We start from the raw sequence: 22,950 nt of genomic DNA, 5'->3' as shown, positions 1-22,950 counted from the left end.
TCAGCGCTGTTGCGCATAGCGCGGCGGTTTATCTGCCGCACTGCGACGCATCACCCGATCCAGCACCTCCGCTTCCAGCTCGGCCAGACGGGCGGAACCCCGCCGCCGGGGACGCGGCAAATCAACCTGCAAATCCAGCCCAATCCGACCTTCCTCAATCAGCAGAACCCGATCCGCCATTGCAACCGCTTCACTGACATCATGGGTGACCAACAGCACCGTAAAATTGTGTTGCTGCCACAGTGATTCAATCAGCTCCTGCATCTCAATTCGGGTTAACGCATCGAGCGCGCCGAGTGGCTCATCCAGAAGGAGCAGACCGGGGCGATGAATCAGGGCGCGAGCCAGTGCCACGCGCTGTTTCTGACCGCCAGACAGGGCGGCAGGCCAGTCACTGGCGCGATCGGCCAGCCCAACGGCCGCCAGCGCCTCGTGTGCGGCTTCCCGCCAGGCATTGCCCCGCAGACCAAGTGCCACGTTATCAATCACTTTTTTCCAGGGCAGCAGTCGCGCATCCTGGAACATCAGACGGGTTTCGTCGCGCGCCGTGTGCAATGGCGCAGTGCCGGCCAGTAGCTGACCCTCAGTGCTGTTTTCCAGCCCGGCCAGCAAACGCAGCAGGGTACTTTTGCCGCAGCCGCTGCGGCCCACGACGGCCACAAATTGTCCAGACGGTATGTGCAGGTCGAGGTTATTAAGAATCGTACGCTCGCCATATTTTTTGCTGACGCCCTTTACACCAACCGGCGTACCGGCCGCCAGACGTGCCGGGATAGCGGAGTTAATCATGCTGCTTCCTCCTTATGTTGATAAGCCGGATGCCAGCGTAACCAGACACGTTCCAGCAGTAGCGCACTGACATCGGCCAGTTTCCCCAGCAGGGCATAAAGAATAATGGCGACCATCACCACATCGGTTTGCAGAAATTCACGGGCATTCATGGCCAGGTAGCCAATCCCGGCGTTAGCGGAAATGGTTTCAGCCACTATCAGCGTGAGCCACATTAATCCCAGACCAAAACGCACGCCGACCATGATGCTCGGTAACGCACCCGGCAATATCACCTGGACAAACAGGCTCCAGCCCGATAAGCCATAGCTGCGTGCCATTTCAACCAGTCCCCGATCCACGTTGCGAATGCCGTGATACGTATTCAGATAAATCGGGAACAGTGTGCCCAGCGCCACCAGAAAAATTTTGGCGGTTTCATCGATACCAAACCACAGGATGACCAGCGGGATAAGCGCCAGATGAGGCACGTTACGTAACATTTGTACCGAGGTATCCAGCAGGCGCTCGCCCAGACGTGAGGTGCCGGTAATCAATCCCAGCACTAACCCGATCGAACCGCCGATGCTAAAGCCCAGCAGCGCGCGCCAGCTGCTGATAGCCAGATTCCGCCACAGCTCGCCGCTGGCGGCCAGTTGCCAGAAGGTGGTGACGATCTTCTCCGGTGCCGGCAGGATACGGCTGGAGAGCCAGCCGGTCTGCGACGCAATCTGCCAGACCACGACCAGTAACACCGGTAACAGCCAGGGCACAAGCGCCGCTGAGAAGGATTGACGTAATCGGATCATGGCGATCTCCTCAGGCCCGTGCGGCTTTTTTCTCGGGGGTAAAATCGTTCGCAACTGCTTCACCGTGCGCCTGAACGACCCGAGGTTGAGGCACTTCAGGTATCTTCAGATCCAGATGGGGAAACAGCAGCTCGCCCACGCGATAGGCTTCTTCCAGGTGCGGATAGCCGGAAAGAATAAAGGTTTCAATGCCCAGCGCTTCGTACTCTTTCATTCGCGCCGCTACGGTTGGGGCATCGCCCACCAGCGCGGTACCGGCACCGCTGCGAACCAGCCCAACGCCAGCCCAGAGATTGGGGCTAATCTCCAGTTTGTCACGGCGACCTCCGTGCAGGGCGGCCATGCGTTGCTGCCCAACGGAATCGGTACGCTGGAAGGCGCTTTGCGCTCTGGCAATAGTGGCGTCATCAACGTTAGCAATCAGTTTGTCGGCGGCCTGCCAGGCTTCTTCATTGGTTTCACGGACGATGACATGCAGGCGGATACCAAAACGAACCTGGCGGCCCTGAGCAGCGGCTTTAGCGCGCACCTGTTCAATTTTTTCTTTTACCAGTTCAGGTGGCTCGCCCCAGGTGAGGTACACATCAACCTGTTCAGCGGCCAGATCCTGAGCGGGCTCTGATGACCCGCCAAACCACAGCGGTGGACGAGGCTGCTGCACCGGCTTAAACATCAGGCGCGCCCCGCGCACATGCACATGCTTGCCCTCGTAGTCTACTGTTTCACCTTCCAGCACCCGGCGCCAGACGCGGGTGAACTCGGCCGATTCGGCATAGCGTTCACGATGGTCGAGGAAAACGCCATCACCTGCCAGCTCTTCGGGATCGCCGCCCGTTACCAGATTAAACAGTGCACGTCCGTTAGACAGGCGATCGAGCGTCGCGGCCTGGCGGGCGGCCTGAGTCGGTGAAATCACGCCAGGGCGCAGGGCAACCAGAAAGCGCAGGCGCTGAGTGACCGGAATTAATGAGGCGGCCACCAGCCAGGCATCTTCACACGAGCGGCCGGTCGGGATCAGCACGCCACCAAAACCCAGGCGATCGGCTGCCTGCGCGACCTGCTGCAGATACGCATGATCGACCGGGCGCGCACCTTCGGCCGTGCCAAGGTAGTGACCGTCACCATGGGTGGGCAGGAACCAGAATACGGAAACACTCATTTTTCTCTCCTTATTGCGTCACGCTACGGGGATGCCAGATGCGATCGGCAATTGATACTTTCACGGGAATCAGGTGATTGGCATAAAACAGATCGGCGGTTTTCTGTTGTAACGCAACAGTGTGCGCGCTGACCGGACTGACCGGGCTAGGGGGACGATGATCCAGATTACTGGCAATGACCGCCTCAGGCAGGCCAATGGAGGTGGCAAGCAGATGAATGCTCTGGTCACGTTCGCTGCGCGTCAGCGCTTCCGCATCGCTAAAGGTTTTGAGCGTTGCTAAGACAAAGTCATTATGGTTCTGGGCGAATGCGCGCGTCGCAAGGTAGAACGGACCGGTCTGATTGAGTGTGGTACCGTCTTTTAAAACGCGAACGTGCCCCTGAAGCAGCACTGCGGAATAATAGGGATCCCATATCGCCCAGGCATCAACGTTACCCTGCTGAAAGGCCGCGCGGGCATCGGCAGGCGTAAGATAAACCGGCTGTATATCTTTGATTGACAGGCCGGCCTCCTCCAGTGCGCGCAGTAACAGGTTGTGCGAGCTGGAGCCTTTCTGAAAGGCCACTTTTTTGCCCTTCAGGTCGGCCACCGATTTCAGCGGGCTGTCCTGGCTGACCAGAATCACCTCGGCTTTGGGCTTAGGCGGCTCCGAGCCGATATAGAGTAAATCTGCCCCCGCCGCCTGGGCAAAAATGGGTGGAATATCGCCGGTACTGGCAATATCAATACTGTTAACGTTCAGGGCTTCCAGCATTTGCGGCCCGGCTGGAAATTCAACCCACTGTATTTTGGTCTGAGGGAAACGCGTTTCCAGTAACCGGTGAGCTTTTGCCAGCACCATACTGACCGATCCTTTCTGGTAGCCGATACGCACCTGTTCGGGGGCTGGCTCAGCAGCATAAACCTGAGTTCCCGTTATCAACATCCCTGCCAGTAACCACGCGCTTACTATCCGTTTCATGCTTAATCCTTATACTGCCCAGGCAACCGGTTGATGACGGCGTGACAATGCCAGTGAGAAAGAATCCACCGCCTCATCCAGGCGGGTGGCCAGAAGGGGATCCAGTTCTGGCTGACGATCGTAATGCGTGATCTGTTTATCTTCGGCATAAACCCCATGAAGCACTTCTTCCGCTTTCAGCGCGTTTAAAACGGGCTTGAGCGCGTAATCCAGCGCCAGCATGTGGCCTGCGCTGCCACCACTGGCAAGCGGCAGCACGACTTTGTGGGCCAGTGCGCGTTCGGGCAACAGGTCCAGCACCGTTTTCAGCGCACCCGAGAAAGACGCCTTGTAAACGGGCGTAGCAATCACCAGACCATCGGCGGCAGACAAGTCCTCACTCAGCGCCAGAATCGCCGGAGAATCAAAGCGGGCGTTAATAAGGTCTTCCGGCTGAAAGTTATGAATATTCCACGGAATAACTTCCACACCGCGCGCTTCCAGTTTGTGCTGGCACAGCGCCAGTAACGAGGTGGACCGTGAAGGAAACCGTGGACTGCCTGCCAGGGTAAGCACTCGCATTCACTACTCCTTATAACTGAAAGTTATTGATTATCTGTTGTTGAGAACTCAGGCTTTCATCCTGGCAGAGGCCACGGCAGGGCTTAAATGATTTTTCTGACAATCTAAAGGTGAAAACCGCAAAAGGAAGATAAGGCGTGGCATCTGGAATCCAGGAGAAAACCGCTACGACAAATCTTAAAAACGGCCTGGTACGCAACGGGATACATTAATCCGGATGAATGAATTCTCTGTTGCAGATGGATTTCGTACATTTGGTTACTTGAATATCGCAATATTGAAATAAATCCATGAAAGAAAAGAATGGTCTTCTCTGACTGTGGGTTATCAAAATGGAAAAAACGAAAAAGATTCGATGTTTCAACGGGGTTTTGTGATGCAGTAAGCCTGAGTTTAAGACGGGTTCCACAAAAGCATCAGATAAACAGGGCCAGCATTTATAAAAATTTTAATGGAATTTCACAACTGGTTACAGGCGGCAGGGCGAAAGTGAAAAGGGGACTGATGTATTTATTAAATGATTTCTCAACGAAGTGATGAAAGTTAAGTGATTAAACTTTAGTTTTTCTTACGATGGTTTTTGCCTGTGCTGCCTCCGCACGATATTGAGGCAGGCATTTTGCGGCATCAGGCATTAAAATAACGCTGCTCAATGTAAGCGCCTGTTATTTTAAATATAACTATTCGCCCTTAGTCAGTGCCTGTCTCAGGCTGGTGGATTTTATTTTTCATTTTCTAACAGCAGAGAAATCATGTATGTCTGACATCCTGTTATCGGTGATTATTCCAACGTACAACGTTGAGAAATATATTGTTGAATGCGTTGACTCCCTGGTAAGTCAAATTCGCGCGCCGAATGAAATTATCATTGTTAACGACAGTTCGACTGACGGGACAGTGGCGTTAATTGAACAGCATTATGCGCACCTGCCTCAGGTCAAGGTGATCACGATTCCGAATGGAGGAGCAGGCAATGCGCGTGACAAAGGCGTAGAAGCCGCTAAAGGACAGTTTGTTTTTTTCTGCGATCCTGATGATGTGGTGGTGGACGGCCTTGTCAGCGAACTGGCTCAGGTCATTGAGCATTATCCGGATACGGATTTGTTTTGTTTTAATTCCAGTGCTTACCGTGAAGACAAACCGGAAATCACGTGGCCGAAAGTCAGGCACGGCCTGTTTGGCATTCAGCGCCCGCAGGATGTCCTGTTGGGATTGTTACAAAACGGTTCGTATACTTCCGCCGCCTGGAATTATGTCGTGAAAAAAAGCGTCATCCAGCAGCATCAGTTACGTTTTATCGATCGTGTTCATGAAGACCATAATTTTACGTTATCAGTGTTTATGAAATGCAATCAGGTCTGGGTAAGCCGTCAAACCTATTACAAACAGCGCATCCGTGGCGGCTCACTGACCAACAGTAGCAAAAACCCGACCTTTTTTATTCAACGCTACAATGCATTTATTACAACCTTCAACACATTGTGCCGTTCACTGCATAAAAGTGAATTGAAAAAGGATTTAGAAAAAGCCTACCTGTTTCATTCCTTCCGGTTGATGATTTATTTGTCGCTCTACAACCAGACGCCCGTTCCTGACTATGTGCTTAATGCGATTCGTTATTTCGGGCGCAGAGTTAAAGCCAGTAGTCTGAAAGAGTGGCTGCTGTTCAACAGTCCGGAAACCTTCATTTTATTGCAAAGCCATAAAGTGAAAAAAGAACTCAAACGCGTTCCGTAATTCCGAAAAATGGCAAGTGATATTGTTTGCACCTGAGCGAAATGAGAAGGTGAGGCATGCAATGTGTATAAGGTTGTTGCGACATGGCAAAAGTGCTCGATAAAAGTTTAGTAGTCAATATCTTATCTTTGCTGGCGTACCGGGGAGCTTCTTTCCTGTTTCCGCTGGCGACTTTACCCTACCTGGCGCGCGTGCTGGGTGTCGATCATATGGGGATTCTGGCGTTGGCCATCGCCTGCGTACTTTACTGCAGTACGATTTCTGACTGGGGGTTCAATGTTTTTACGACTAAAGACATTGCCCACCACCGTGATGACAAGGCGCGCGTGACGCAACTCTTCTGGTCAACATTCAATGCCAAACTGATGCTGCTGCTGCTGACCAGCGGCACATTGCTCACGGCGACCTGGTTTAATCCGTCCTGGCATTCATTGTTTTTTATTATTCTGGCTAACTGCACCACATTAGTCGGTTCACTGTTTTCCTTTGGCTGGCTGATGCAGGGTTTTGAGAAGCTGGGTAAAACGGCGATGATCGCCACCTTTGGCAACTTTTGTGCCATCCCGCTGACGTTTTTACTGGTGAAAACACCGGACGATACCTGGCTGGCGGCGCTGATACCGGGCGCGGTATCCATTATTAACGCCATTATTACGCTGAAGTTTGTGCTGGAAATGAAGGTGATTGGCGCGTATCGCTTCGAACCGAAAGAGATCAAACAGCGCATTACCGACAGTGCAGATGTGTTTATCGCCATTGCCGGTGCTAACCTGTTTAACAGCGTAAACGTCGTGATTCTCGCCAGCTTTACCTCCCACTACATGGTGGGGATCTACAACGGTGCGGACAGGCTGCGCAAAGCCGCGAATTCTGTACCGGAGCAGATTGGCAGCGCGTTTTTCCCGCGCGTCAGCCATCTGTTTGGTCGCGATAAAGCGGCTGCGGTTGCTGCCACACGTAAAAGCCTGATGCTGTCTTTTGGCCTCAGTCTGTCTATTGTGATCTTTACCTGGCTGTTTGCCGATCAGGTGGTGTCATTGCTGTTAGGCAAAGACTTCCTGCCGTCAGCCGATGTTCTCCGCGTCTTTGTGCTGTGCTTCCTGTTCGGCAATATCGCCTATCCCGCCGGACTGCAGATTCTGATTCCGCACGGGCTGGCGCGTCAGCGCATGATGGTGATGATGGTCGCGGGCGTCGTCAACGTACCTGTTTGCTGTTTGCTGGCGTGGAAATTTGGCGCGATCGGCGCAGCATGGTCAATGGTGCTGGCGGAAGTGCTGGTCTGTATCGGTATTTTTGGCATTATGGTTCGCCACAATATCTGGCGTGACTATGCGTTTCCGGACAGGATGAATTCGCGCACGGCAAACGATTCCGTTGTGTAAGATCAAATCTGCGTCAAACAGTTTCCTCGCTTAACGCCCCACGATTTACTTTTGCGCCAGAGCACCTTACCATTCTGGCGCACAATTTCCTGTGCACTGATTTCCACCGTCGCTTCCGTCTTCCAGGAGAGTGCATGTTTTACTCAATCGTCCGACCGGCGTTATTCAGGCTCGATCCTGAGCGCGCGCACCATCTCACCTTTCAGCAGTTACGCTTTATGAGCTGCACGCCGCTGGAAGCCCTTATCCGCCAGCGTTTACCCTCGCGCCCCGTGACCTGTATGGGGCTGACGTTTGATAATGCGCTGGGCCTTGCGGCCGGGCTGGATAAAAATGCCGAGTGCATCGATGCGTTTGGCGCAATGGGATTTGGTTTTGTTGAAGTGGGAACGGTCACACCACGGGCTCAGCCAGGTAACGATAAGCCGCGCATGTTTCGCTTAGTTGAAGCCGAAGGGATTATTAACCGCATGGGATTCAATAATCTCGGCGTGGATAATCTGGTGGAAAATGTCAAAAAATCCCGATTCAAGGGCGTGCTGGGCATCAATATTGGCAAAAATAAAGATACGCCAGTGGAGCAGGGCAAAGACGATTATCTGCTGTGCATGGAGAAAATTTATGCCCATGCCGGTTATATTGCCATCAATATTTCGTCACCGAATACGCCAGGTTTACGTTCTCTGCAATATGGTGAGGCGCTTGACGATCTGCTCAGTTCCATCAAAGCAAAACAAAAAGAACTGGAAAAGCGGCATCTCAAATATGTGCCTGTCGCTGTAAAGATCGCGCCGGATCTTTCTGAGGACGAGTTGATCCAGGTGGCTGACAGTTTAGTTCGCCACCAAATTGATGGCGTCATTGCCACAAATACCACACTGGATCGTACCCTGGTGAATGGACTGAAATATAGCGAGGAAGCCGGGGGATTAAGTGGACGTCCGGTTCAGTCGCGCAGCACCGCCGTCATTCAGCGTCTGTCACAAGAGCTGCAGGGGCGTTTGCCCATTATTGGCGTGGGCGGAATTGATTCACTGACCGCGGCACGAGAAAAAATCGCTGCCGGCGCCACGCTCGTTCAAATTTATTCTGGTTTTATTTATAAAGGTCCGGGCTTAATTAAAGATATCGTGACCCACATCTAAGAGAATCGCTCTATTAATGCGCCGGGGGGTTTATTTCTCTCTCCGGCTCGTTTATATTTTGTCCTGTTGCACGATTTTTCAGCATTCATTATTCTTCGACAGATATTTTGCCTTTAGCACAGCGGTAAATACAGGGCACACGATGAAAATTAAACCCGATGACAACTGGCGTTGGTATTATGACGCCGAGCACGACCGGATGATGCTCGATCTGGCTGACGGTATGCTTTTTCGTTCCCGCTATGCACGCAAAATGCTGACACCGGATGCTTTCACGGAATCCGGATTTTGTGTTGATGACGCCGCGCTCTATTTCACCTTTGAAGAGAAGTGCCGCCAGAGCCCGTTAAGCAGTAATCAGCGCGCCGAACTGGTGTTAAATGCGCTGGTGGCCGCCCGCTTTCTAAAACCCCTGATGCCCAAAAGCTGGCATTTCTCCGCACATCGCCAGCCAATGCAACCTGCGGTCGGCGAGATGGTTGAGGTCACGCTGGCCGAGAATGGCGAGCAGGCACGTTTGCTGGTGGTTGAAAATGGCGATAACGCCGCGCTCTGCCTGCTGGCGCAGCCCGCGTTAACGCTGGCGGGCAAAGGAATGGTGTTAGGGGATGCGATTAAAGTGATGAACGACCGTCTTCAACCGCATCAGCAGGAAAAAACCACGCGTTATGCACGCGCGGTGTAACTTACTTCACATCAATATCGCCGGCAGGAATACAACTGCAACTCAGTATTGTGCCATCCTCACGGATGGCACTCTGTTTTAAGGGCTTCACTTTTCCCGCCACCAGGGTGATTTTGCAACTGCCACACAAACCTGCCCGACACGAGTAGGGAATGCGGAACCCCTGGGCTTCGAGCTGCTCAAGCAAAATTTGCTGGTTATCGCCGCTGAATGTCTGGCCCTGATACGAAATCGTCACCGCATTGGGGGATTGCTGCTGCGGCTTGAGGGTTTCCACAACCTCTCCCGCACCATAGGCGCGTGGCGGCTGGCGTTTGACGACCTTGACGTCATCACCGACACGAATAATCCCACTGTTTAGCGCAATAAGGTTCAGGCCAAAATCAATGTCACCACTGCCGTCCTGTGCGGTGCGAAAGCCCTGAAGTGTGGCGAGAGGTTGTCCGTCAGGATGTTTCTGGCCATTTTCAACGCTAACCGTAGTAAACACGCAACGACTGCAGGGCTTAGGGACGGCAAAATGTACCTGACCTACCGTAATCTCCGCCCAGTTGTCTTCATCCCAGGCAGGCGCACCGCTGACCACCAGGTTAGGACGAAATTGCTCAACGCGCACGCTGGCCGGACAGCGCTGCTGCAGATCCCGCAGAGAGGCATTATTCACTAACAGATAAGGATAGCCATCGGCAAACCCCAGCGGCACCTCGGTGAAGCGCTTCACGCGGCGTGACGGCTGTGGTCCAGTCCAGCGCAGTTGGACCGGTCTTGGGAAAAAGGCACTCAGCCACTGGTTGATCGCCTCGGGCGCGATACGGGCGGTAAAGGTGTTTCCCCATACCTCTGTTGGCGCTTCCGTTTGCGTAAAATCGGCGAAGCGAATCAGCGACTGACTGCCGTCGGGCGCCTGTAAAAATAATCCCTCAGGGGTGACGGCGGGCGTAAACTGCACCATTTCCGGGAACTGGCGCGCAGTAATAAAAGTGCCATCGGGTTCGGTCACCATAAAAATGCGATCGAAGGTCAATCCGCTGTTGGCAGCCCAGGCATGGGAAACCTGCAGCCCCCGCATTGATTTAACAGGATGAATAAACAAGCGGGAAAGCGTAATCATGACAGTCTCCTGAAGCAGGCGCGCAAGACAAAAGAAGCTAACTTTATGACATAGGTCTGCGATTCGCTATAATGCGCAACAATTTTCTCAAGAGTAAAAAGTGACGATATGAATTCTCTGTTTGCCAGCACGGCGCGTGGGCTCGAAGAGCTGTTAAAAAATGAGCTGGACGCGCTGGGCGCGCAGGACCTGCAAGTGGTACAGGGAGGCGTTCACTTCAAAGCTGACGATCGCGTCATGTATCAAAGCCTGATGTGGAGCCGTCTGGCGTCGCGCATTCTGCTTCCGCTGACGGAGGTGGGCGTGTACAGCGATCTCGATCTTTATCTTGGTGTGCAGGGCATTGACTGGCCTGCTACCTTTGGCAGCGATAAAACTTTTGTGGTGCATTTTAACGGGACTAACGAGGCGATCCGTAACAGTCAGTTTGGCGCGTTGCGTGTCAAAGACGCGATTGTTGACAGCTTTACCCGCCGCAATCTGCCACGACCAGATGTGGATCGTGAACAGGCGGATATCCGCATTAACGTCTGGCTCGACGACGATCGCGCCAGCATTGCACTGGACCTCAGCGGCAGCGCATTACACCAGCGTGGTTATCGCCAGCAAACCGGTCAGGCGCCGTTGAAAGAGAACCTGGCCGCAGCCATTGTGATGCGTTCAGGCTGGCAAACGACTACGCCGCTCATCGACCCGATGTGTGGTTCCGGTACGCTGCTGATTGAAGCGGCACTGATGGCCTGCGATCGTGCGCCAGGTTTACTCCGGAGCCAGTGGGGCTTTACGGCCTGGGCCGGCTTTAACGAAAGCCTGTGGCTGGACGTTAAACGCGATGCGCAGGCGCGGGCCCGTGCGGGCACGGCGGTCTGTCAGGCACGTTTTTATGGTTTCGATAATAATGGCCGGGTGCTGGAATGGGCGAAAGCCAACGCCCGCCGCGCAGGCGTTTTCGAGTTGTTCACCTTTGGGCAACAGGACCTGCTGAAGCTGAACAATCCGCTTGAGAACGGCGTAACGGGCACGGTACTGAGTAACCCACCGTACGGTGAGCGTCTGGAAAGCGAGCCTGCGCTTATTGCCCTGCACAGTCAGTTGGGGCGGCTGATGAAGCAGCATTTTGCGGGCTGGAACTTATCGCTGTTCAGCGCCTCACCCGAGCTGCTCAGTTGCCTGCAACTGCGCGCCGATCGGCAGTTCAAGGCGAAAAACGGACCACTGGACTGCGTACAGAAGAATTATCAGTTATCTGCCGCCAGTGGTGAGCGCGCCAACCAGATTGCCGAAGATTACGCTAACCGCTTGCGTAAGAACCTGAAGAAGCTCGATAAATGGGCGCGCCAGGAAGGGATTGAGTGCTATCGCATTTATGATGCCGATCTGCCTGACTACAACGTGGCAGTGGATCGCTATGCGGACTGGGTAGTGGTACAGGAATATGCGCCACCGAAAACCATCGACGCAAATAAAGCCCGTCAGCGCCTGTTCGATGTTATCAGCGCGACGCTCAGCGTGCTGGAGCTGCCGTCCAGCCGCCTCATCCTGAAAACCCGCGAACGCCAAAAGGGCAAAGCGCAGTATCAGAAACTGAGCGAGAAGGGCGATTATTTCGAGGTGCAGGAATTCAATGCCCGCTTCCTGGTGAATCTGACCGATTACCTGGACACCGGGTTGTTTCTCGATCACCGTATCGCGCGCAAAATGCTGGGCCAGATGAGCCAGGGCAAAGATTTCCTGAATCTGTTTGCCTACACCGGCACCGCCAGCGTCCATGCGGGGCTGGGCGGCGCGCGTTCTACGACCACAGTGGATATGTCGCGCACCTATCTGGAATGGGCGGAACGGAACCTGCGGCTGAATGGCCTGACAGGCCGTCAGCATCGCTTATTGCATGCGGACTGCCTGAGCTGGCTGAATGAAACTGATGAAAATTTCGATCTGATCTTTATCGATCCGCCTACGTTCTCAAACTCTAAACGTATGGAAGAGAGTTTCGATGTGCAGCGCGACCATATGATGCTGATGCGCAATCTGAAGCGTCTGCTGCGCAAAGGCGGCACCATCATGTTCTCGAATAACAAACGTGGTTTCAAAATGGATCTGGACGGCCTTAAGGCATTAGGCCTTCAGGCGCAGGACATCACACAGAAAACCCTGTCACAGGATTTTGCGCGTAATCGCCAAATTCACAACTGCTGGCTGATTACACATGCCGGTAAGGAATAAGCTACATGTCATTAATTAGTATCCACGGCGCTTATCTCTCCTTCAGCGATGCGCCGCTGTTAGATAACACCGAGCTGCACATCGAAGAGAATGAGCGCGTGTGTCTGGTTGGTCGTAACGGTGCGGGTAAATCCACATTGATGAAAATCATCAACGGCGAGCAACCGCTGGATGATGGCCGCATCATTTATGAGACCGATCTGGTCGTCGCACGTCTGCAACAGGATCCGCCGCGAAATATTACCGGCTCGGTTTACGACTTTGTGGCAGAAGGCGTGCAGGAACAGGCGGAGCATCTGAAAGCCTACCACGCGATTTCCCATCAGGTCATGGAGGATCCGAGCGACAGGAACCTCAATGAGATGGCACGCTTGCAGGGCATTCTCGATCACCACAATCTGTGGCAACTGGAAAGTCGCATCAATGACGTGTTGCAGCAGATTGGCCTGTCGCCGGATACGGAGCTGTCGTCGTTATCGGGCGGCTGGTTACGTAAAGCCGCGCTCGGACGCGCGCTGGTCAGTAATCCACGCGTACTGATGCTGGATGAGCCAACGAACCACCTGGATATTGAAACGATTGACTGGCTGGAAACCTTCCTGAAAAGTTTCAGCGGCAGCATCGTGTTTATCTCTCATGACCGTTCGTTTATTCGCAATATGGCCACCCGTATCGTGGATCTGGATCGTGGCAAACTGGTTTCGTGGCCGGGTAACTACGACGCCTATCTGGAAGGCAAAGAAGAAGCCTTGCGCGTTGAAGAAATGCAAAACGCCGAGTTTGATCGCAAGCTGGCACAGGAAGAAGTGTGGATACGTCAGGGGATTAAGGCGCGCCGTACCCGTAATGAAGGCCGCGTCCGCGCGTTAAAAGCCCTGCGTCGCGAGCGCTCAGAGCGCCGTGAGGTGATGGGTAAAGCCAATATGCAGGTCGGCGAAGCGTCCCGTTCCGGCAAAATTGTCTTTGAGCTGGAGAATGTCGATTACGCGGTAGACGGCAAGCAACTGGTCAACGATTTCTCGGCGCAGGTTCAGCGCGGCGACAAGATTGCCCTGATTGGCCCAAATGGCTGTGGCAAAACCACCTTACTGCGCCTGATGCTGCAACAGCTTAAGGCCGACCATGGCCGCGTGCATTCAGGCACCAAGCTTGAAGTGGCCTATTTCGATCAGCATCGTGCAGAACTCGATCCCGACAAAACGGTGATGGATAACCTCGCCGAAGGGAAGCAGGAAGTGCTGGTGAACGGTAAGCCCCGCCATGTGCTGGGTTATCTGCAGGACTTCCTGTTCCATCCCAAGCGGGCGATGACACCTGTCAGAGCGCTGTCCGGTGGAGAACGTAACCGCCTGCTGCTGGCGCGTTTGTTTCTGCGCCCAAGTAACCTGATGATCCTCGATGAACCGACCAACGACCTTGATGTGGAAACACTGGAACTGTTGGAAGAGCTTATCGACGGCTATCAGGGCACCGTGCTGCTGGTCAGCCACGATCGTCAGTTTGTGGATAACACCGTGACGGAGTGCTGGATCTTTGAAGGCAATGGTGAGATTGGCACCTTCGTCGGGGGTTATCACGATGCCCAACAGCAGCGTGCGGCCTATAAGCAGCAAAAAACGCAGGTGACCGCGAAAGCGAAAGAGGCAAATCGTGCCGCTCAGTCTGCTGAACCGAAAAATGAATCTGCCAAACGCAGCGCGAACAAACTAAGCTATAACCTGACGCGTGAGCTGGAGCAGTTACCGCAAAAACTGGAACAGTTAGAGGCGCGTATCGGCGAACTGCAGGCAAGCATGAGCCACCCGGATTTCTTCAGCCAGCCGCACGATAAAACGCAGCCGGTGCTGGATGAACTGGCTCAGGTGGAAGCGCAGCTGGAAACCGCGTTTGCGCGTTGGGAAGAACTGGAATCAATGAAAAACGGCGGCTAGCGATAAGGGTCAGGGAATGTGTTCTGCAGACAAAACCAGTGCGTGGATGCTTTGTCCACAATGCGACCTGATGGTCAAACTGCCGGATATCCCTGTTGGCAGCCGCGCGTCATGCCCGCGCTGCCACAAGTCCCTGACAGTCAACTGGTCAGAGCCACGCAAACGTCCCACCGGCTATGCGCTGGCGGCACTGTTTATGTTAGTCCTGGCCAATCTGTTCCCGTTTATCACCATGAAAGTGGCTGGGCTCTCCAGCCAGATTAGCCTGATGCAAATTCCTGGTGTCATGGTGGCCGATGACTATGCCAGCCTGGCCACCCTGTTTCTGCTGTTTGTTCAGGCGATTCCGGCGTTTTGCATGGTCACGCTGGTCCTGCTGGTCAACCAGGTCAAGATGCCCCTTAGCCTGAAACTGGGGCTGGCGCGTATTCTGTTTCATATGCGGAGCTGGGGCATGGCCGAAATTTTTATGGCCGGTGTGCTGGTAAGTTTTGTGAAGCTCATGGCCTATGGCGAAATCAGCCTTGAAACCAGTTTCTGGCCCTGGTGTCTGTTTTGTCTTTTACAACTGCGGGCGTTTCAGTGCCTGGACCGTCGCTGGCTCTGGCTGCAAATTGAGCCACCGCCGCCTTTGCCGCATGCGCCACAGCCCGGCATTAGCGGACTCAGGCAGGGGCTGCGCTCCTGTCCTTGCTGTACGGCGATCTTGCCCGTGGCGCAGCAGGAATGCCCCCGTTGTGGCGTAGTCGCCCATGCCCGACGTAAGCACAGCCTGCAGTGGACCATGGCACTGCTGATCACCTCCGTTATGCTCTACGTGCCGGCCAATCTGCTGCCCATCATGATTACGGAAACCCTGGGCTCCGCGATGCCGTCCAACATCATGGCTGGCGTCATTTTGCTGTGGGGCGATGGCTCTTATCCGGTCGCGCTGGTGATTTTCATCGCCAGTATTATGGTGCCGTCTCTGAAAATGCTGGCGATTGGCTGGCTGTGCTGGGATGCCAGTGGGCGAGGGCAGCGCGACAGCCACAAAATGCACCGGATTTATGAAGTCGTTGAGTTTGTGGGGCGCTGGTCAATGATTGACGTCTTTGTGATTGCCGTGCTCTCTGCGCTGGTGCGCATGGGGCAATTAATGAAAATTTATCCGGCATGGGGAGCGGTGTTGTTTGCGTTGGTGGTGATTCTGACCATGATTGCGGCAATGACGTTTGACCCGCGCTTAACCTGGGATCGTGCTGGTGAGAAAAACATGAAGGAGCCGCATCTTGACGGAAAATAATCACGGTTATGCCAAAGTGGACCAGATCAAGCGCTGGTCACCGGTATGGATCGTCCCTATTGTCACGTTATTAATAGGCGGCTGGATTCTGTTTTATCACTTCAGCCATCAGGGGCCCGAAGTGACCCTGATCACCGAGAGTGCAGAAGGGATCGAAGCGGGCAAAACCACGATTAAAAGTCGCAGCGTGAACGTTGGCGTGGTGGAAAGTGCGGTGCTGACAGACGATCTTCATCATGTGGAAATTAAAGCCCGACTGAATGCCGGTATGGAAAAACTGTTGCACAGCGACAGCGTCTTCTGGGTAGTTAAACCGCAGGTGGGCCGTGAAGGGATCACCGGTCTGGGCACGTTACTTTCCGGGGCCTATATTGAGCTGCAGCCCGGCACCAAAAAAGCGCCTCTGGAGCAGTACACCCTGATGGATTCACCGCCGCTTGCCCCGCCGGATGCCAAAGGTATCCGGATTACGCTCGACAGTAATAAAGCAGGCCAACTGAATCCGGGCGATCCGGTTCTGTTCCGCGGTTTCCGTGTCGGCACCGTTGAAACCAGCACGTTCGACACGGATAAACGCCTGATGACCTATCAGCTGTTTATCGCCGCGCCTTACGATCGCCTGGTGACGACCAATGTGCGCTTCTGGAAAGACAGCGGCATCGCGGTCGATATGTCGGCTTCAGGGATGCGCGTCGAAATGGGATCCCTGACCACGCTGTTTAGCGGCGGAGTGAGTTTTGACGTCCCGGACGGGTGGGATTTAGGCAAAGCGGCGCAGAATCAGGCTGAATATCATTTGTTCGACGATCAACGCAGTATTCAGGATTCGCTGTACACCAATCATATCGACTATCTGATGTTCTTCTCGGATTCGATTCGTGGCTTGCAGGTGGGCGCGCCGGTTGAATTCCGCGGCATTCGTCTGGGTACCGTTGCGGAAGTGCCGTTCATGAATGCGGGCACCGCTCAGGCGTTAAATAATGATTATCGCGTGCCGGTGTTAATTCGTATTGAACCCGATCGCTTTATTAACCGTTTAGGGCAAAACTTCGATCTTGAGCAGCATTTGCAGGATGGCAAGAAACGTGGCCTGCGCGCAACGTTGAAAACGGGCAATTTGCTGTCCGGTGCGCTGTATGTGGATATCGACTTCTATAATAACGCACCGCCGTATACCGGTCCGGATAAAGTCGCGGGATACGAAGTGATTCCAACAGTAAGCGGCGGCCTCAGTCAGATCCAGCAAAAACTGATGGCGGCGCTGGATAAGATTAACAGTTTACCGCTGAACAACATGGTGACGGAAGCCACGGGCACACTGAAAGAGAGTCAGAAGACGCTCAGGGATCTGCAGCGTACTATTGATAACATCAATGTGGTGACCAGCAGTCCGGCGATGAAGACCTTGCCAGAAGAAACGCAGCAGACGCTTCGTGAGCTGAACCGTAGCATGAAAGGGTTACAGCCAGGCTCCCCGGCTTACAGCAAGCTGGTGGGCGATATGCAACGGCTTGATCAGGTGCTGCGTGAACTTCAGCCCGTGTTAAAAACGTTAAATGCGAAAAGTAATGCGTTAGTGTTTGAGGCCAAACCGGGACAGGATCCCCAGCCAAAGAGGGCGAAACAATGAAAAAAGGATTAATGCTTTTTGCCGCTCTCGCACTGAGTGCCTGTAGCAGTACGGTCAATACCACCTATTATCAGCTGCCCTCGGGGGCAGCCTCAATGCAGGTGATAAGCAGCGAGGCGAATGCGCAGCCGACATTATGGGTGCAGCAAATTACGGTCCCCGACTATCTGGCGGGCAATGGGCTGGTCTATCAGACCAGCGACGTAAAATATGTCATTGCCGCTAATAATCTGTGGGCCAGCCCGCTCGATCAGCAATTGCAACAAACGTTGATCACTAATCTGACGAAAGCGTTACCCGGCCGTCTGGTTACCCAGACGCTTATCGGTCAGGAGCACGATACGCTGAGCGTAACGGTGAATGATTTCCAGGGCCGTTATGATGGCAAGGCGGTTATCAGCGGTCAGTGGACACTGGAACATCAGGGGCGCTTCACAAAGCAGGCTTTTAATCTGGTGCTACCGCAGCGGGAAGATGGCTATGATTCGCTGGTTAAAACGCTGGCACAGGGCTGGCAGCAAATCGCACAGCAGATTGCACGCGGTGCAACCACGGCAGAGTCAACCGCAACAGGGCTTTAGTTAACGTGTTGTTTCAGCACATATAATTTTTCTGACGTTTTCCAGGCTTTCTTTATAAATCATACGGATATCGTCACAGTTTCATAGGGTGAAACAGAAAGTATATGTCTGGAGCAGGTCATATTTGTGACACTGGCGTGAATATTGCGCATTGATCTTTTCATACAGAGCGAGTAAAACAAAAGGGTGGCTGAACATTAATTCGCCACCTTTTTCTTTCCACCAGATTCCACAGACCTTACATGAGGGACACGGAGTATGAAGAGACAGAAACGAGACCGCCTTGAGCGCGCCCATTCACGTGGTTATCAAGCTGGCATTACAGGACGCTCTAAAGAGATGTGTCCGTATCAAATGATAGACGCTAAGTCTCACTGGTTGGGAGGTTGGCGACAAGCCATGGAGGACAGGTCGGCTGCGGCTTAGCCGGATGTCACTGAAAAGGGATATAACCTCCGCACTGTGCGGAGGTTTTCGTTTCTGTGGAATGAAACGTCAGAATGCAGCAGTATCTTTGAACAGGCCAACTTTCAGATCGCTGGCTGTATAGATCAAATTCCCGTCAACAAACACTTCACCATCTGCCACGCCCATAACCAGTTTACGGTTAATCACGCGTTTAAAGTGAATGCGGTAGGTGACTTTTTTCGCGTCTGGCAGAACCTGACCGGTGAATTTAACTTCACCCACGCCCAGCGCGCGGCCTTTTCCTTCGCCACCCAGCCAGCCGAGATAGAAGCCAACCAGTTGCCACATCGCATCCAGGCCCAGACAGCCAGGCATCACCGGATCACCAATGAAATGGCAGCCAAAGAACCACAGATCTGGATTGATATCCAGTTCAGCTTCCACGAAGCCTTTATCATATTTCCCGCCGTCCTCGGTCATTTTGACTACGCGGTCCATCATCAGCATATTGCCGGAAGGGAGTGGCGGACCATTTTCGCCGAACAGTTCACCGCGACCAGACAGGATCAGGTCTTCTTTGGTATAGGATTCGCGTTTATCTACCATGTTCTTATTAAGCCTTCTTTTAGTGAATCACGAATATTAGCGAACAGTTGTACACTGAGCAAATGAGATTAACGGTGGTTGAACCAGTTAAGCCATCTCAACGGCCATGCCCGAGGGGTGGGCTCAGGCTGATTCATCTGACTGATGCGCTCCTGAATCGTACGCAGCAGGCATTCGCCTTCGCCGTCTTCCGTGTTCCAGACTTTTCCGGTCAGTAAGGGCAACGCTTCATCAGCCGTATCGATTGCCCAGATATGGAAACGACCGGCTTCGACTGCACTCACAACCTGCTGATTCAGACTCAGGTGGCGCACATTGCAGGCAGGAATAATCACACCTTGCTGACCCGTGAGCTCACGCTGATGGCAGATGTCGAAGAAGCCTTCAATTTTCTCATTCAGGCCACCGACCGGCTGGACGTTACCAAACTGATCGACCGAGCCCGTGACCGCAATTTGCTGATTTAGCGGTGTATCGGCAAGGGCACTGATCAGAGCACACAGTTCTGCCAGCGACGCGCTGTCGCCGTCAACTTCCGAATAGGATTGTTCAAACACCAGCGAAGCAGAAAAAGGCAGTTGCTGATCTAACTCCAGCTCCGCAATAAGATAGGCCTGCATAATCATCATGCCTTTAGCATGAATATTGCCGCCCAGCTCCGCTTTGCGTTCGACGTCGGTAAATTCACCGTCGCCAGGATGAACCACGCAGGTGATACGGCAGGGATCGCCCCAGGCCCGCGGGTGACCGGGATATTCCACGACGGAAAGACCGTTGATCTGGCCCACCACTTCGCCTTCCGTTTCGACCAAAATCTGGCGCAGCAAAATCTCATCACGCATGCGTTCATTCAGATAATTTTCGCGCCACAGACGTGCTTCCAGCGCGTCACGCAAGGCTTCAGCGTTTAGTGTTTCACCCATCAACGCGGTCTCACGCAGCTGACGCAGCAGCCAACGTGGACAAAGGGGATAGGTTTCCTGATCGCCACTATAGCGAACGCCTTCTTTGATGAGCTCAGGCCAAAAGTCCTCATCTGGCGCAGCGATATCAGCCTGTGCGGCCAAATCTACTGTCCAGCGGCACCATGCCAGCACATCATCTTCATCCACAATTTGAAGGTTTTCTTCAAATTCAGTGTAAATCGCCATCTCATGCGCTTCGGCATCCAGCTCCTGAAAATCAGCGAGCGTATCGCGTTCGCCACAGAGCACCAGATTTAACTTCAGCGGAAGCGGCGGGACAGAGACAGGCAAAGGGCGGCGCTCATCCTGCGACAGCCATTCGAGGTAGCCTTGCTCAATGCTTCTTTTCAGCCGCAGCCAGAGCAGGGGCTGAGCGAGGAGCGCACGGAGTGAAAGCACCAGCGTTCCGCCATTGGCACGATGGATCAGACCAGGTTCCAGCTGAATACGATCTTTATGTACCCGGACACAGCCAAACAGCTGCTCCTGCTCAATCCAGTCGGCAAAATGCACACCACCCTGGCTGGTAAAAGGACGCTGACTGTCAGTGGGCGGCTGCAACGTGACGTTGTCGGCCAGGATATGATAATCCCCGCCCGCCAGGGACGAAGCGGTGCCCATTACGCGCCGTGCCGCACTGGCGATCAGCGAGAGATAATCGCGGTTTTCCTGGCTGCGAACCAGCAGCAAAGGAAAACCCTGACTCTGATGGTGCAAGTGGGCCAGCGCATTCAGCAATCGGGGCTGCACCGTTGCTAAAGCATCGGTTTCTTCATCAGCAATTCGGGAGAAAACGGATTGATATTGCGCGCTATCCGGCTGTAAGGTTTGCCACGTGAGTTGAGTGCTGGTCAAAATAATCGCATTTGTCTGTTTTGAGAAAAGCGAGATTATACAGGATTCACTGTGCTTAAGCACTGCGGAGTTCAATCAGAAGTTGTGACACTGACGACATGTTTTTCGTTGCTGCATCCAGTAAAAAAGCTGTTATTCTTAGTTCGTTACGTGATCACGATGAGATTCCGATGAAATACCAGCAGCTCGAAAATCTTGAATGTGGATGGAAGTGGAAATACCTGGTGAAAAAACATCGGGAAGGTGAACTGATCACGCGTCACCTTGAACTCAGCGCGGCACAGGCGGCAGTCGATAAGCTGTTAATGATGGAGAATAATCCCGTCGACGTTAACGACTGGATTAGCCAACACATTCATCCCGAACTGGACAACCGGCTTAAACAAACGATCCGTGCGCGGCGAAAACGGCATTTCAATGCCGAGCATCAGCACACACGAAAAAAATCCATCGATCTGGAATATCTGGTCTGGCAGCGGCTGGCCGGCCTGGCGCAACGGCGCAACTGCACCCTGTCTGAAACGATTGTGCAGCTAATTGAAGATGCCGAACGCAAAGAAAAGTACGCCAGCCAGATGTCGACGCTGAAGCAGGATTTGCAGGCTATACTGGGCAAGTCGGATACTGACAACGGGTAGTTTACGGAGCAATATTCAGGCCTGCTCCGGATTAAAGGACAAAAAAAACCCCGCATGCGCGGGGTTTTTTATCACGTATAACTTAAGCCTGAGGCTGAGTTACCACGTCTTTGATACCTTTAACGTCGATTTCTACACGACGGTCTGGCGCCAGGCAATCGATCAGGGCTTTACGGCCTTTCACGCTGTCACAGGTGTTGCCAGTCACTGGGTTAGATTCACCCATGCCGCGAGCAGAGATCTTGTTAGCAGGGATACCTTTAGATACCAGGTAATCTACTACAGACTGAGCACGTTTCTCAGACAGTTTCTGGTTGTACTGCTCTGAACCGATGCGATCGGTGAAGCCCAGAACAACGACTGAACCGTCTTTAGGATCCATTGAGCTCAGCTGGCTGTACAGCTGATCCAGAGCCTGCTGACCTTCTGGCTTCAGAGTTGACTTGTTGAAGGTGAACAGAACGTCTGATTTCAGAGTAAAGCGCTTAGTCTGAACAACTGGCGCTGGTGCTGGAGCTGGAGCCGGAGCTGGCGCAGCAACATCATCCTGACCGAAACGGTAAGAAACACCCAGGCTCAGCATGCCGTTGTCTGGACGAGCACCAACGGTCTGTGCGTCACCGATGTTGTTCACCCACTGGTAATCCAGACGGGTTGCCCAGTTTTTGGTCAGAGCATACTCAACACCAACCGCTGCCAGTGGAGAAACACCGGTGTCGTGGTCGCTGATGCGGTTGCCGCCAACTACTTGCTGGGTAGAATCTGCACGCCATACCATACCACCCAGGCGGGTATAAACGTCGAGATCGTCAGCGATTGGGTAGCTCAGTTTAGCAGCCAGTTGGATGCCCTGTGCTTTGAAAGCGCCGTTAACCTGGTTGCCTTTGTTAGGCATACGGCCTAACCAGTCATAACCCAGCTCGAAACCCAGGTATGGGTTAGCCTGGTAACCGGCGAATGCGCCAGCACCCAGTTGGCTTTCGTGAGTTGGGCCGTCGTTATTTTGGTAACCGTGACCGTAGTAGCCAGTGTCGTGATACTGAGACCAGCCCAGTTTAGCACCGGTGTACCAGGTGTTATCTTTAGGGGCGGCCTGCGCTACGGTAGCGAAGCCAGCCAGTGCCACTGCAATTGCGATAGCTGTCTTTTTCATTTTGCGCCTCGTTATCATCCAAATAGGCAATGAGCATAAAGGTTGCTCTTGGTTTAATCCTTCGCCGGGTCAAAACGCTCGCTTATGACTCTACCGCAAAAAACGGAGGTTATTGAGCACCCTGGCGAGATAAAGTCTACAACGAGATTGGAAACTTACAAGTGTGATGTGAGGCACTTATGTAAAAAAACAGTGTTTTATACATAAATTCTAACAATTTAGGGTGAACTTCTGTGATGGGGGTAACCCGCAAAATGGGGGCTAAGCCATTGTCATTACTGGCAGGAGCAGAATCAGTGTCTTAGCCCAACGCGAGAGAAAAAATTTCTTGAGATAAATCTCATTTTTTAC

Annotated in this window: 20 protein-coding genes; 11 read left to right on the top strand and 9 right to left on the bottom strand. The window is 53.3% G+C overall.

Annotated elements, in window-relative coordinates:
- Genes ssuB through ssuE form a run of 5 tightly spaced genes read right to left on the bottom strand, consistent with a single transcriptional unit; the run spans window position 1 to window position 4,261 of the window.
- The gene (ssuB, locus tag C7433_RS04815; protein WP_110267714.1) at window positions 1-789 is read right to left on the bottom strand and encodes an aliphatic sulfonates ABC transporter ATP-binding protein; all 789 of its coding nucleotides are present in this window, start codon (window positions 787-789) and stop codon (window positions 1-3) included.
- Window positions 786-1,577, bottom strand: a complete 792-nt coding sequence (gene ssuC / locus C7433_RS04810; RefSeq protein WP_033737624.1) for an aliphatic sulfonate ABC transporter permease SsuC — start codon at window positions 1,575-1,577, stop codon at window positions 786-788. The genes ssuB and ssuC overlap by 4 nt, the downstream gene beginning before the upstream one ends.
- Before the next feature lie 10 nt (window positions 1,578-1,587).
- Window positions 1,588-2,736 (bottom strand): FMNH2-dependent alkanesulfonate monooxygenase, encoded by a 1,149-nt coding sequence (gene ssuD, locus C7433_RS04805; RefSeq protein WP_033737623.1) that lies wholly within the window; start codon window positions 2,734-2,736, stop codon window positions 1,588-1,590.
- A gap of 10 nt (window positions 2,737-2,746) precedes the next feature.
- On the bottom strand, window positions 2,747-3,700 hold the full coding sequence (locus C7433_RS04800) for a sulfonate ABC transporter substrate-binding protein (RefSeq protein WP_006118649.1): 954 nt from the start codon (window positions 3,698-3,700) through the stop codon (window positions 2,747-2,749).
- A gap of 9 nt (window positions 3,701-3,709) precedes the next feature.
- Entirely contained in the window at window positions 3,710-4,261 is a 552-nt protein-coding gene (gene ssuE / locus C7433_RS04795; protein WP_039341268.1) for an NADPH-dependent FMN reductase, read from the bottom strand.
- 756 nt (window positions 4,262-5,017) lie between these two features.
- On the opposite strand from ssuE, the gene C7433_RS04790 reads away from it, so the two are divergent.
- The 4 genes from C7433_RS04790 to C7433_RS04775 all read left to right on the top strand — a co-directional run bounded on the left by C7433_RS04790 (window position 5,018) and on the right by C7433_RS04775 (window position 9,213).
- Window positions 5,018-5,998, top strand: a complete 981-nt coding sequence (locus C7433_RS04790) for a glycosyltransferase family 2 protein (RefSeq protein ID WP_110267713.1) — start codon at window positions 5,018-5,020, stop codon at window positions 5,996-5,998.
- A gap of 83 nt (window positions 5,999-6,081) precedes the next feature.
- Complete coding sequence (locus tag C7433_RS04785; protein WP_039341264.1) at window positions 6,082-7,383, top strand: flippase; 1,302 nt, start codon at window positions 6,082-6,084, stop codon at window positions 7,381-7,383.
- Window positions 7,384-7,517: 134 nt separating this feature from the next.
- Window positions 7,518-8,528 carry a quinone-dependent dihydroorotate dehydrogenase gene (gene pyrD, locus C7433_RS04780; RefSeq protein ID WP_110267712.1) on the top strand — a complete coding sequence of 337 codons (1,011 nt, stop codon included), beginning with the start codon at window positions 7,518-7,520 and terminating at the stop codon, window positions 8,526-8,528.
- Between the two features lie 142 nt (window positions 8,529-8,670).
- A complete protein-coding gene (locus tag C7433_RS04775; protein ID WP_006118654.1) occupies window positions 8,671-9,213 on the top strand; it encodes a cell division protein ZapC in 543 nt (180 codons plus the stop codon).
- 1 nt (window position 9,214) lies between these two features.
- On the opposite strand, the gene C7433_RS04770 is transcribed toward C7433_RS04775, so the two are convergent.
- Window positions 9,215-10,324: a YcbX family protein gene (locus C7433_RS04770; RefSeq protein WP_033737617.1), complete on the bottom strand. Its 1,110-nt coding sequence runs from the start codon at window positions 10,322-10,324 to the stop codon at window positions 9,215-9,217.
- 108 nt (window positions 10,325-10,432) lie between these two features.
- Here C7433_RS04770 and rlmKL point away from each other — a divergent pair, with 108 nt between their 5' ends.
- From rlmKL to rmf, 6 genes are all read left to right on the top strand, one after another.
- Window positions 10,433-12,547, top strand: a complete 2,115-nt coding sequence (gene rlmKL / locus C7433_RS04765) for a bifunctional 23S rRNA (guanine(2069)-N(7))-methyltransferase RlmK/23S rRNA (guanine(2445)-N(2))-methyltransferase RlmL (RefSeq protein WP_110267711.1) — start codon at window positions 10,433-10,435, stop codon at window positions 12,545-12,547.
- Between the two features lie 5 nt (window positions 12,548-12,552).
- The gene (locus C7433_RS04760) at window positions 12,553-14,478 is read left to right on the top strand and encodes an ABC transporter ATP-binding protein (protein WP_033737615.1); all 1,926 of its coding nucleotides are present in this window, start codon (window positions 12,553-12,555) and stop codon (window positions 14,476-14,478) included.
- Window positions 14,479-14,494: 16 nt separating this feature from the next.
- Entirely contained in the window at window positions 14,495-15,763 is a 1,269-nt protein-coding gene (gene pqiA, locus C7433_RS04755; RefSeq protein WP_110267710.1) for a membrane integrity-associated transporter subunit PqiA, read from the top strand.
- A complete protein-coding gene (pqiB, locus tag C7433_RS04750; protein ID WP_033737613.1) occupies window positions 15,750-17,393 on the top strand; it encodes an intermembrane transport protein PqiB in 1,644 nt (547 codons plus the stop codon). The genes pqiA and pqiB overlap by 14 nt, the downstream gene beginning before the upstream one ends.
- Window positions 17,390-17,974 carry a membrane integrity-associated transporter subunit PqiC gene (pqiC, locus tag C7433_RS04745; protein ID WP_033737612.1) on the top strand — a complete coding sequence of 195 codons (585 nt, stop codon included), beginning with the start codon at window positions 17,390-17,392 and terminating at the stop codon, window positions 17,972-17,974. The genes pqiB and pqiC overlap by 4 nt, the downstream gene beginning before the upstream one ends.
- A 258-nt stretch (window positions 17,975-18,232) precedes the next feature.
- Window positions 18,233-18,400: a ribosome modulation factor gene (gene rmf / locus C7433_RS04740; protein ID WP_006118662.1), complete on the top strand. Its 168-nt coding sequence runs from the start codon at window positions 18,233-18,235 to the stop codon at window positions 18,398-18,400.
- A gap of 69 nt (window positions 18,401-18,469) precedes the next feature.
- Here rmf and fabA read toward each other — a convergent pair whose 3' ends face one another.
- Together fabA and C7433_RS04730 are read right to left on the bottom strand one after the other, a co-directional pair.
- Entirely contained in the window at window positions 18,470-18,988 is a 519-nt protein-coding gene (fabA, locus tag C7433_RS04735; RefSeq protein WP_006118663.1) for a bifunctional 3-hydroxydecanoyl-ACP dehydratase/trans-2-decenoyl-ACP isomerase, read from the bottom strand.
- Window positions 18,989-19,056: 68 nt separating this feature from the next.
- Window positions 19,057-20,883 carry a Lon protease family protein gene (locus C7433_RS04730; RefSeq protein ID WP_110267709.1) on the bottom strand — a complete coding sequence of 609 codons (1,827 nt, stop codon included), beginning with the start codon at window positions 20,881-20,883 and terminating at the stop codon, window positions 19,057-19,059.
- Between the two features lie 95 nt (window positions 20,884-20,978).
- Here C7433_RS04730 and matP point away from each other — a divergent pair, with 95 nt between their 5' ends.
- Window positions 20,979-21,446, top strand: a complete 468-nt coding sequence (matP, locus tag C7433_RS04725) for a macrodomain Ter protein MatP (protein WP_146212551.1) — start codon at window positions 20,979-20,981, stop codon at window positions 21,444-21,446.
- A gap of 82 nt (window positions 21,447-21,528) precedes the next feature.
- Here matP and ompA read toward each other — a convergent pair whose 3' ends face one another.
- A complete protein-coding gene (gene ompA, locus C7433_RS04720) occupies window positions 21,529-22,599 on the bottom strand; it encodes a porin OmpA (RefSeq protein WP_033737609.1) in 1,071 nt (356 codons plus the stop codon).
- Window positions 22,600-22,950 lie beyond the last annotated feature (351 nt).

Origin of the sequence: Pantoea sp. PNA 03-3 (assembly GCF_003201175.1) — a bacterium.
Lineage (GTDB): Bacteria > Pseudomonadota > Gammaproteobacteria > Enterobacterales > Enterobacteriaceae > Pantoea > Pantoea stewartii.
The sequence above is the reverse complement of the archived record's forward strand: the minus strand, read 5'-3'. Positions and strand labels throughout refer to the sequence as shown.

Excerpts from the sequence above, each read along its gene's own strand:
- rlmKL (WP_110267711.1), top strand. The coding sequence starts at position 10,433 with ATGAATTCTCTGTTTGCCAGCACGGCGCGTGGGCTCGAAGAGCTGTTA.
- ssuE (WP_039341268.1), bottom strand. The coding sequence starts at position 4,261 with ATGCGAGTGCTTACCCTGGCAGGCAGTCCACGGTTTCCTTCACGGTCC.
- pyrD (WP_110267712.1), top strand. The coding sequence starts at position 7,518 with ATGTTTTACTCAATCGTCCGACCGGCGTTATTCAGGCTCGATCCTGAG.
- ssuB (WP_110267714.1), bottom strand. The coding sequence starts at position 789 with ATGATTAACTCCGCTATCCCGGCACGTCTGGCGGCCGGTACGCCGGTT.
- pqiA (WP_110267710.1), top strand. The coding sequence starts at position 14,495 with ATGTGTTCTGCAGACAAAACCAGTGCGTGGATGCTTTGTCCACAATGC.
- C7433_RS04790 (WP_110267713.1), top strand. The coding sequence starts at position 5,018 with ATGTCTGACATCCTGTTATCGGTGATTATTCCAACGTACAACGTTGAG.
- C7433_RS04785 (WP_039341264.1), top strand. The coding sequence starts at position 6,082 with ATGGCAAAAGTGCTCGATAAAAGTTTAGTAGTCAATATCTTATCTTTG.
- C7433_RS04775 (WP_006118654.1), top strand. The coding sequence starts at position 8,671 with ATGAAAATTAAACCCGATGACAACTGGCGTTGGTATTATGACGCCGAG.
- C7433_RS04770 (WP_033737617.1), bottom strand. The coding sequence starts at position 10,324 with ATGATTACGCTTTCCCGCTTGTTTATTCATCCTGTTAAATCAATGCGG.
- fabA (WP_006118663.1), bottom strand. The coding sequence starts at position 18,988 with ATGGTAGATAAACGCGAATCCTATACCAAAGAAGACCTGATCCTGTCT.
- ssuC (WP_033737624.1), bottom strand. The coding sequence starts at position 1,577 with ATGATCCGATTACGTCAATCCTTCTCAGCGGCGCTTGTGCCCTGGCTG.
- ompA (WP_033737609.1), bottom strand. The coding sequence starts at position 22,599 with ATGAAAAAGACAGCTATCGCAATTGCAGTGGCACTGGCTGGCTTCGCT.
- pqiC (WP_033737612.1), top strand. The coding sequence starts at position 17,390 with ATGAAAAAAGGATTAATGCTTTTTGCCGCTCTCGCACTGAGTGCCTGT.
- C7433_RS04760 (WP_033737615.1), top strand. The coding sequence starts at position 12,553 with ATGTCATTAATTAGTATCCACGGCGCTTATCTCTCCTTCAGCGATGCG.
- C7433_RS04800 (WP_006118649.1), bottom strand. The coding sequence starts at position 3,700 with ATGAAACGGATAGTAAGCGCGTGGTTACTGGCAGGGATGTTGATAACG.
- rmf (WP_006118662.1), top strand. The coding sequence starts at position 18,233 with ATGAAGAGACAGAAACGAGACCGCCTTGAGCGCGCCCATTCACGTGGT.
- ssuD (WP_033737623.1), bottom strand. The coding sequence starts at position 2,736 with ATGAGTGTTTCCGTATTCTGGTTCCTGCCCACCCATGGTGACGGTCAC.
- matP (WP_146212551.1), top strand. The coding sequence starts at position 20,979 with ATGAAATACCAGCAGCTCGAAAATCTTGAATGTGGATGGAAGTGGAAA.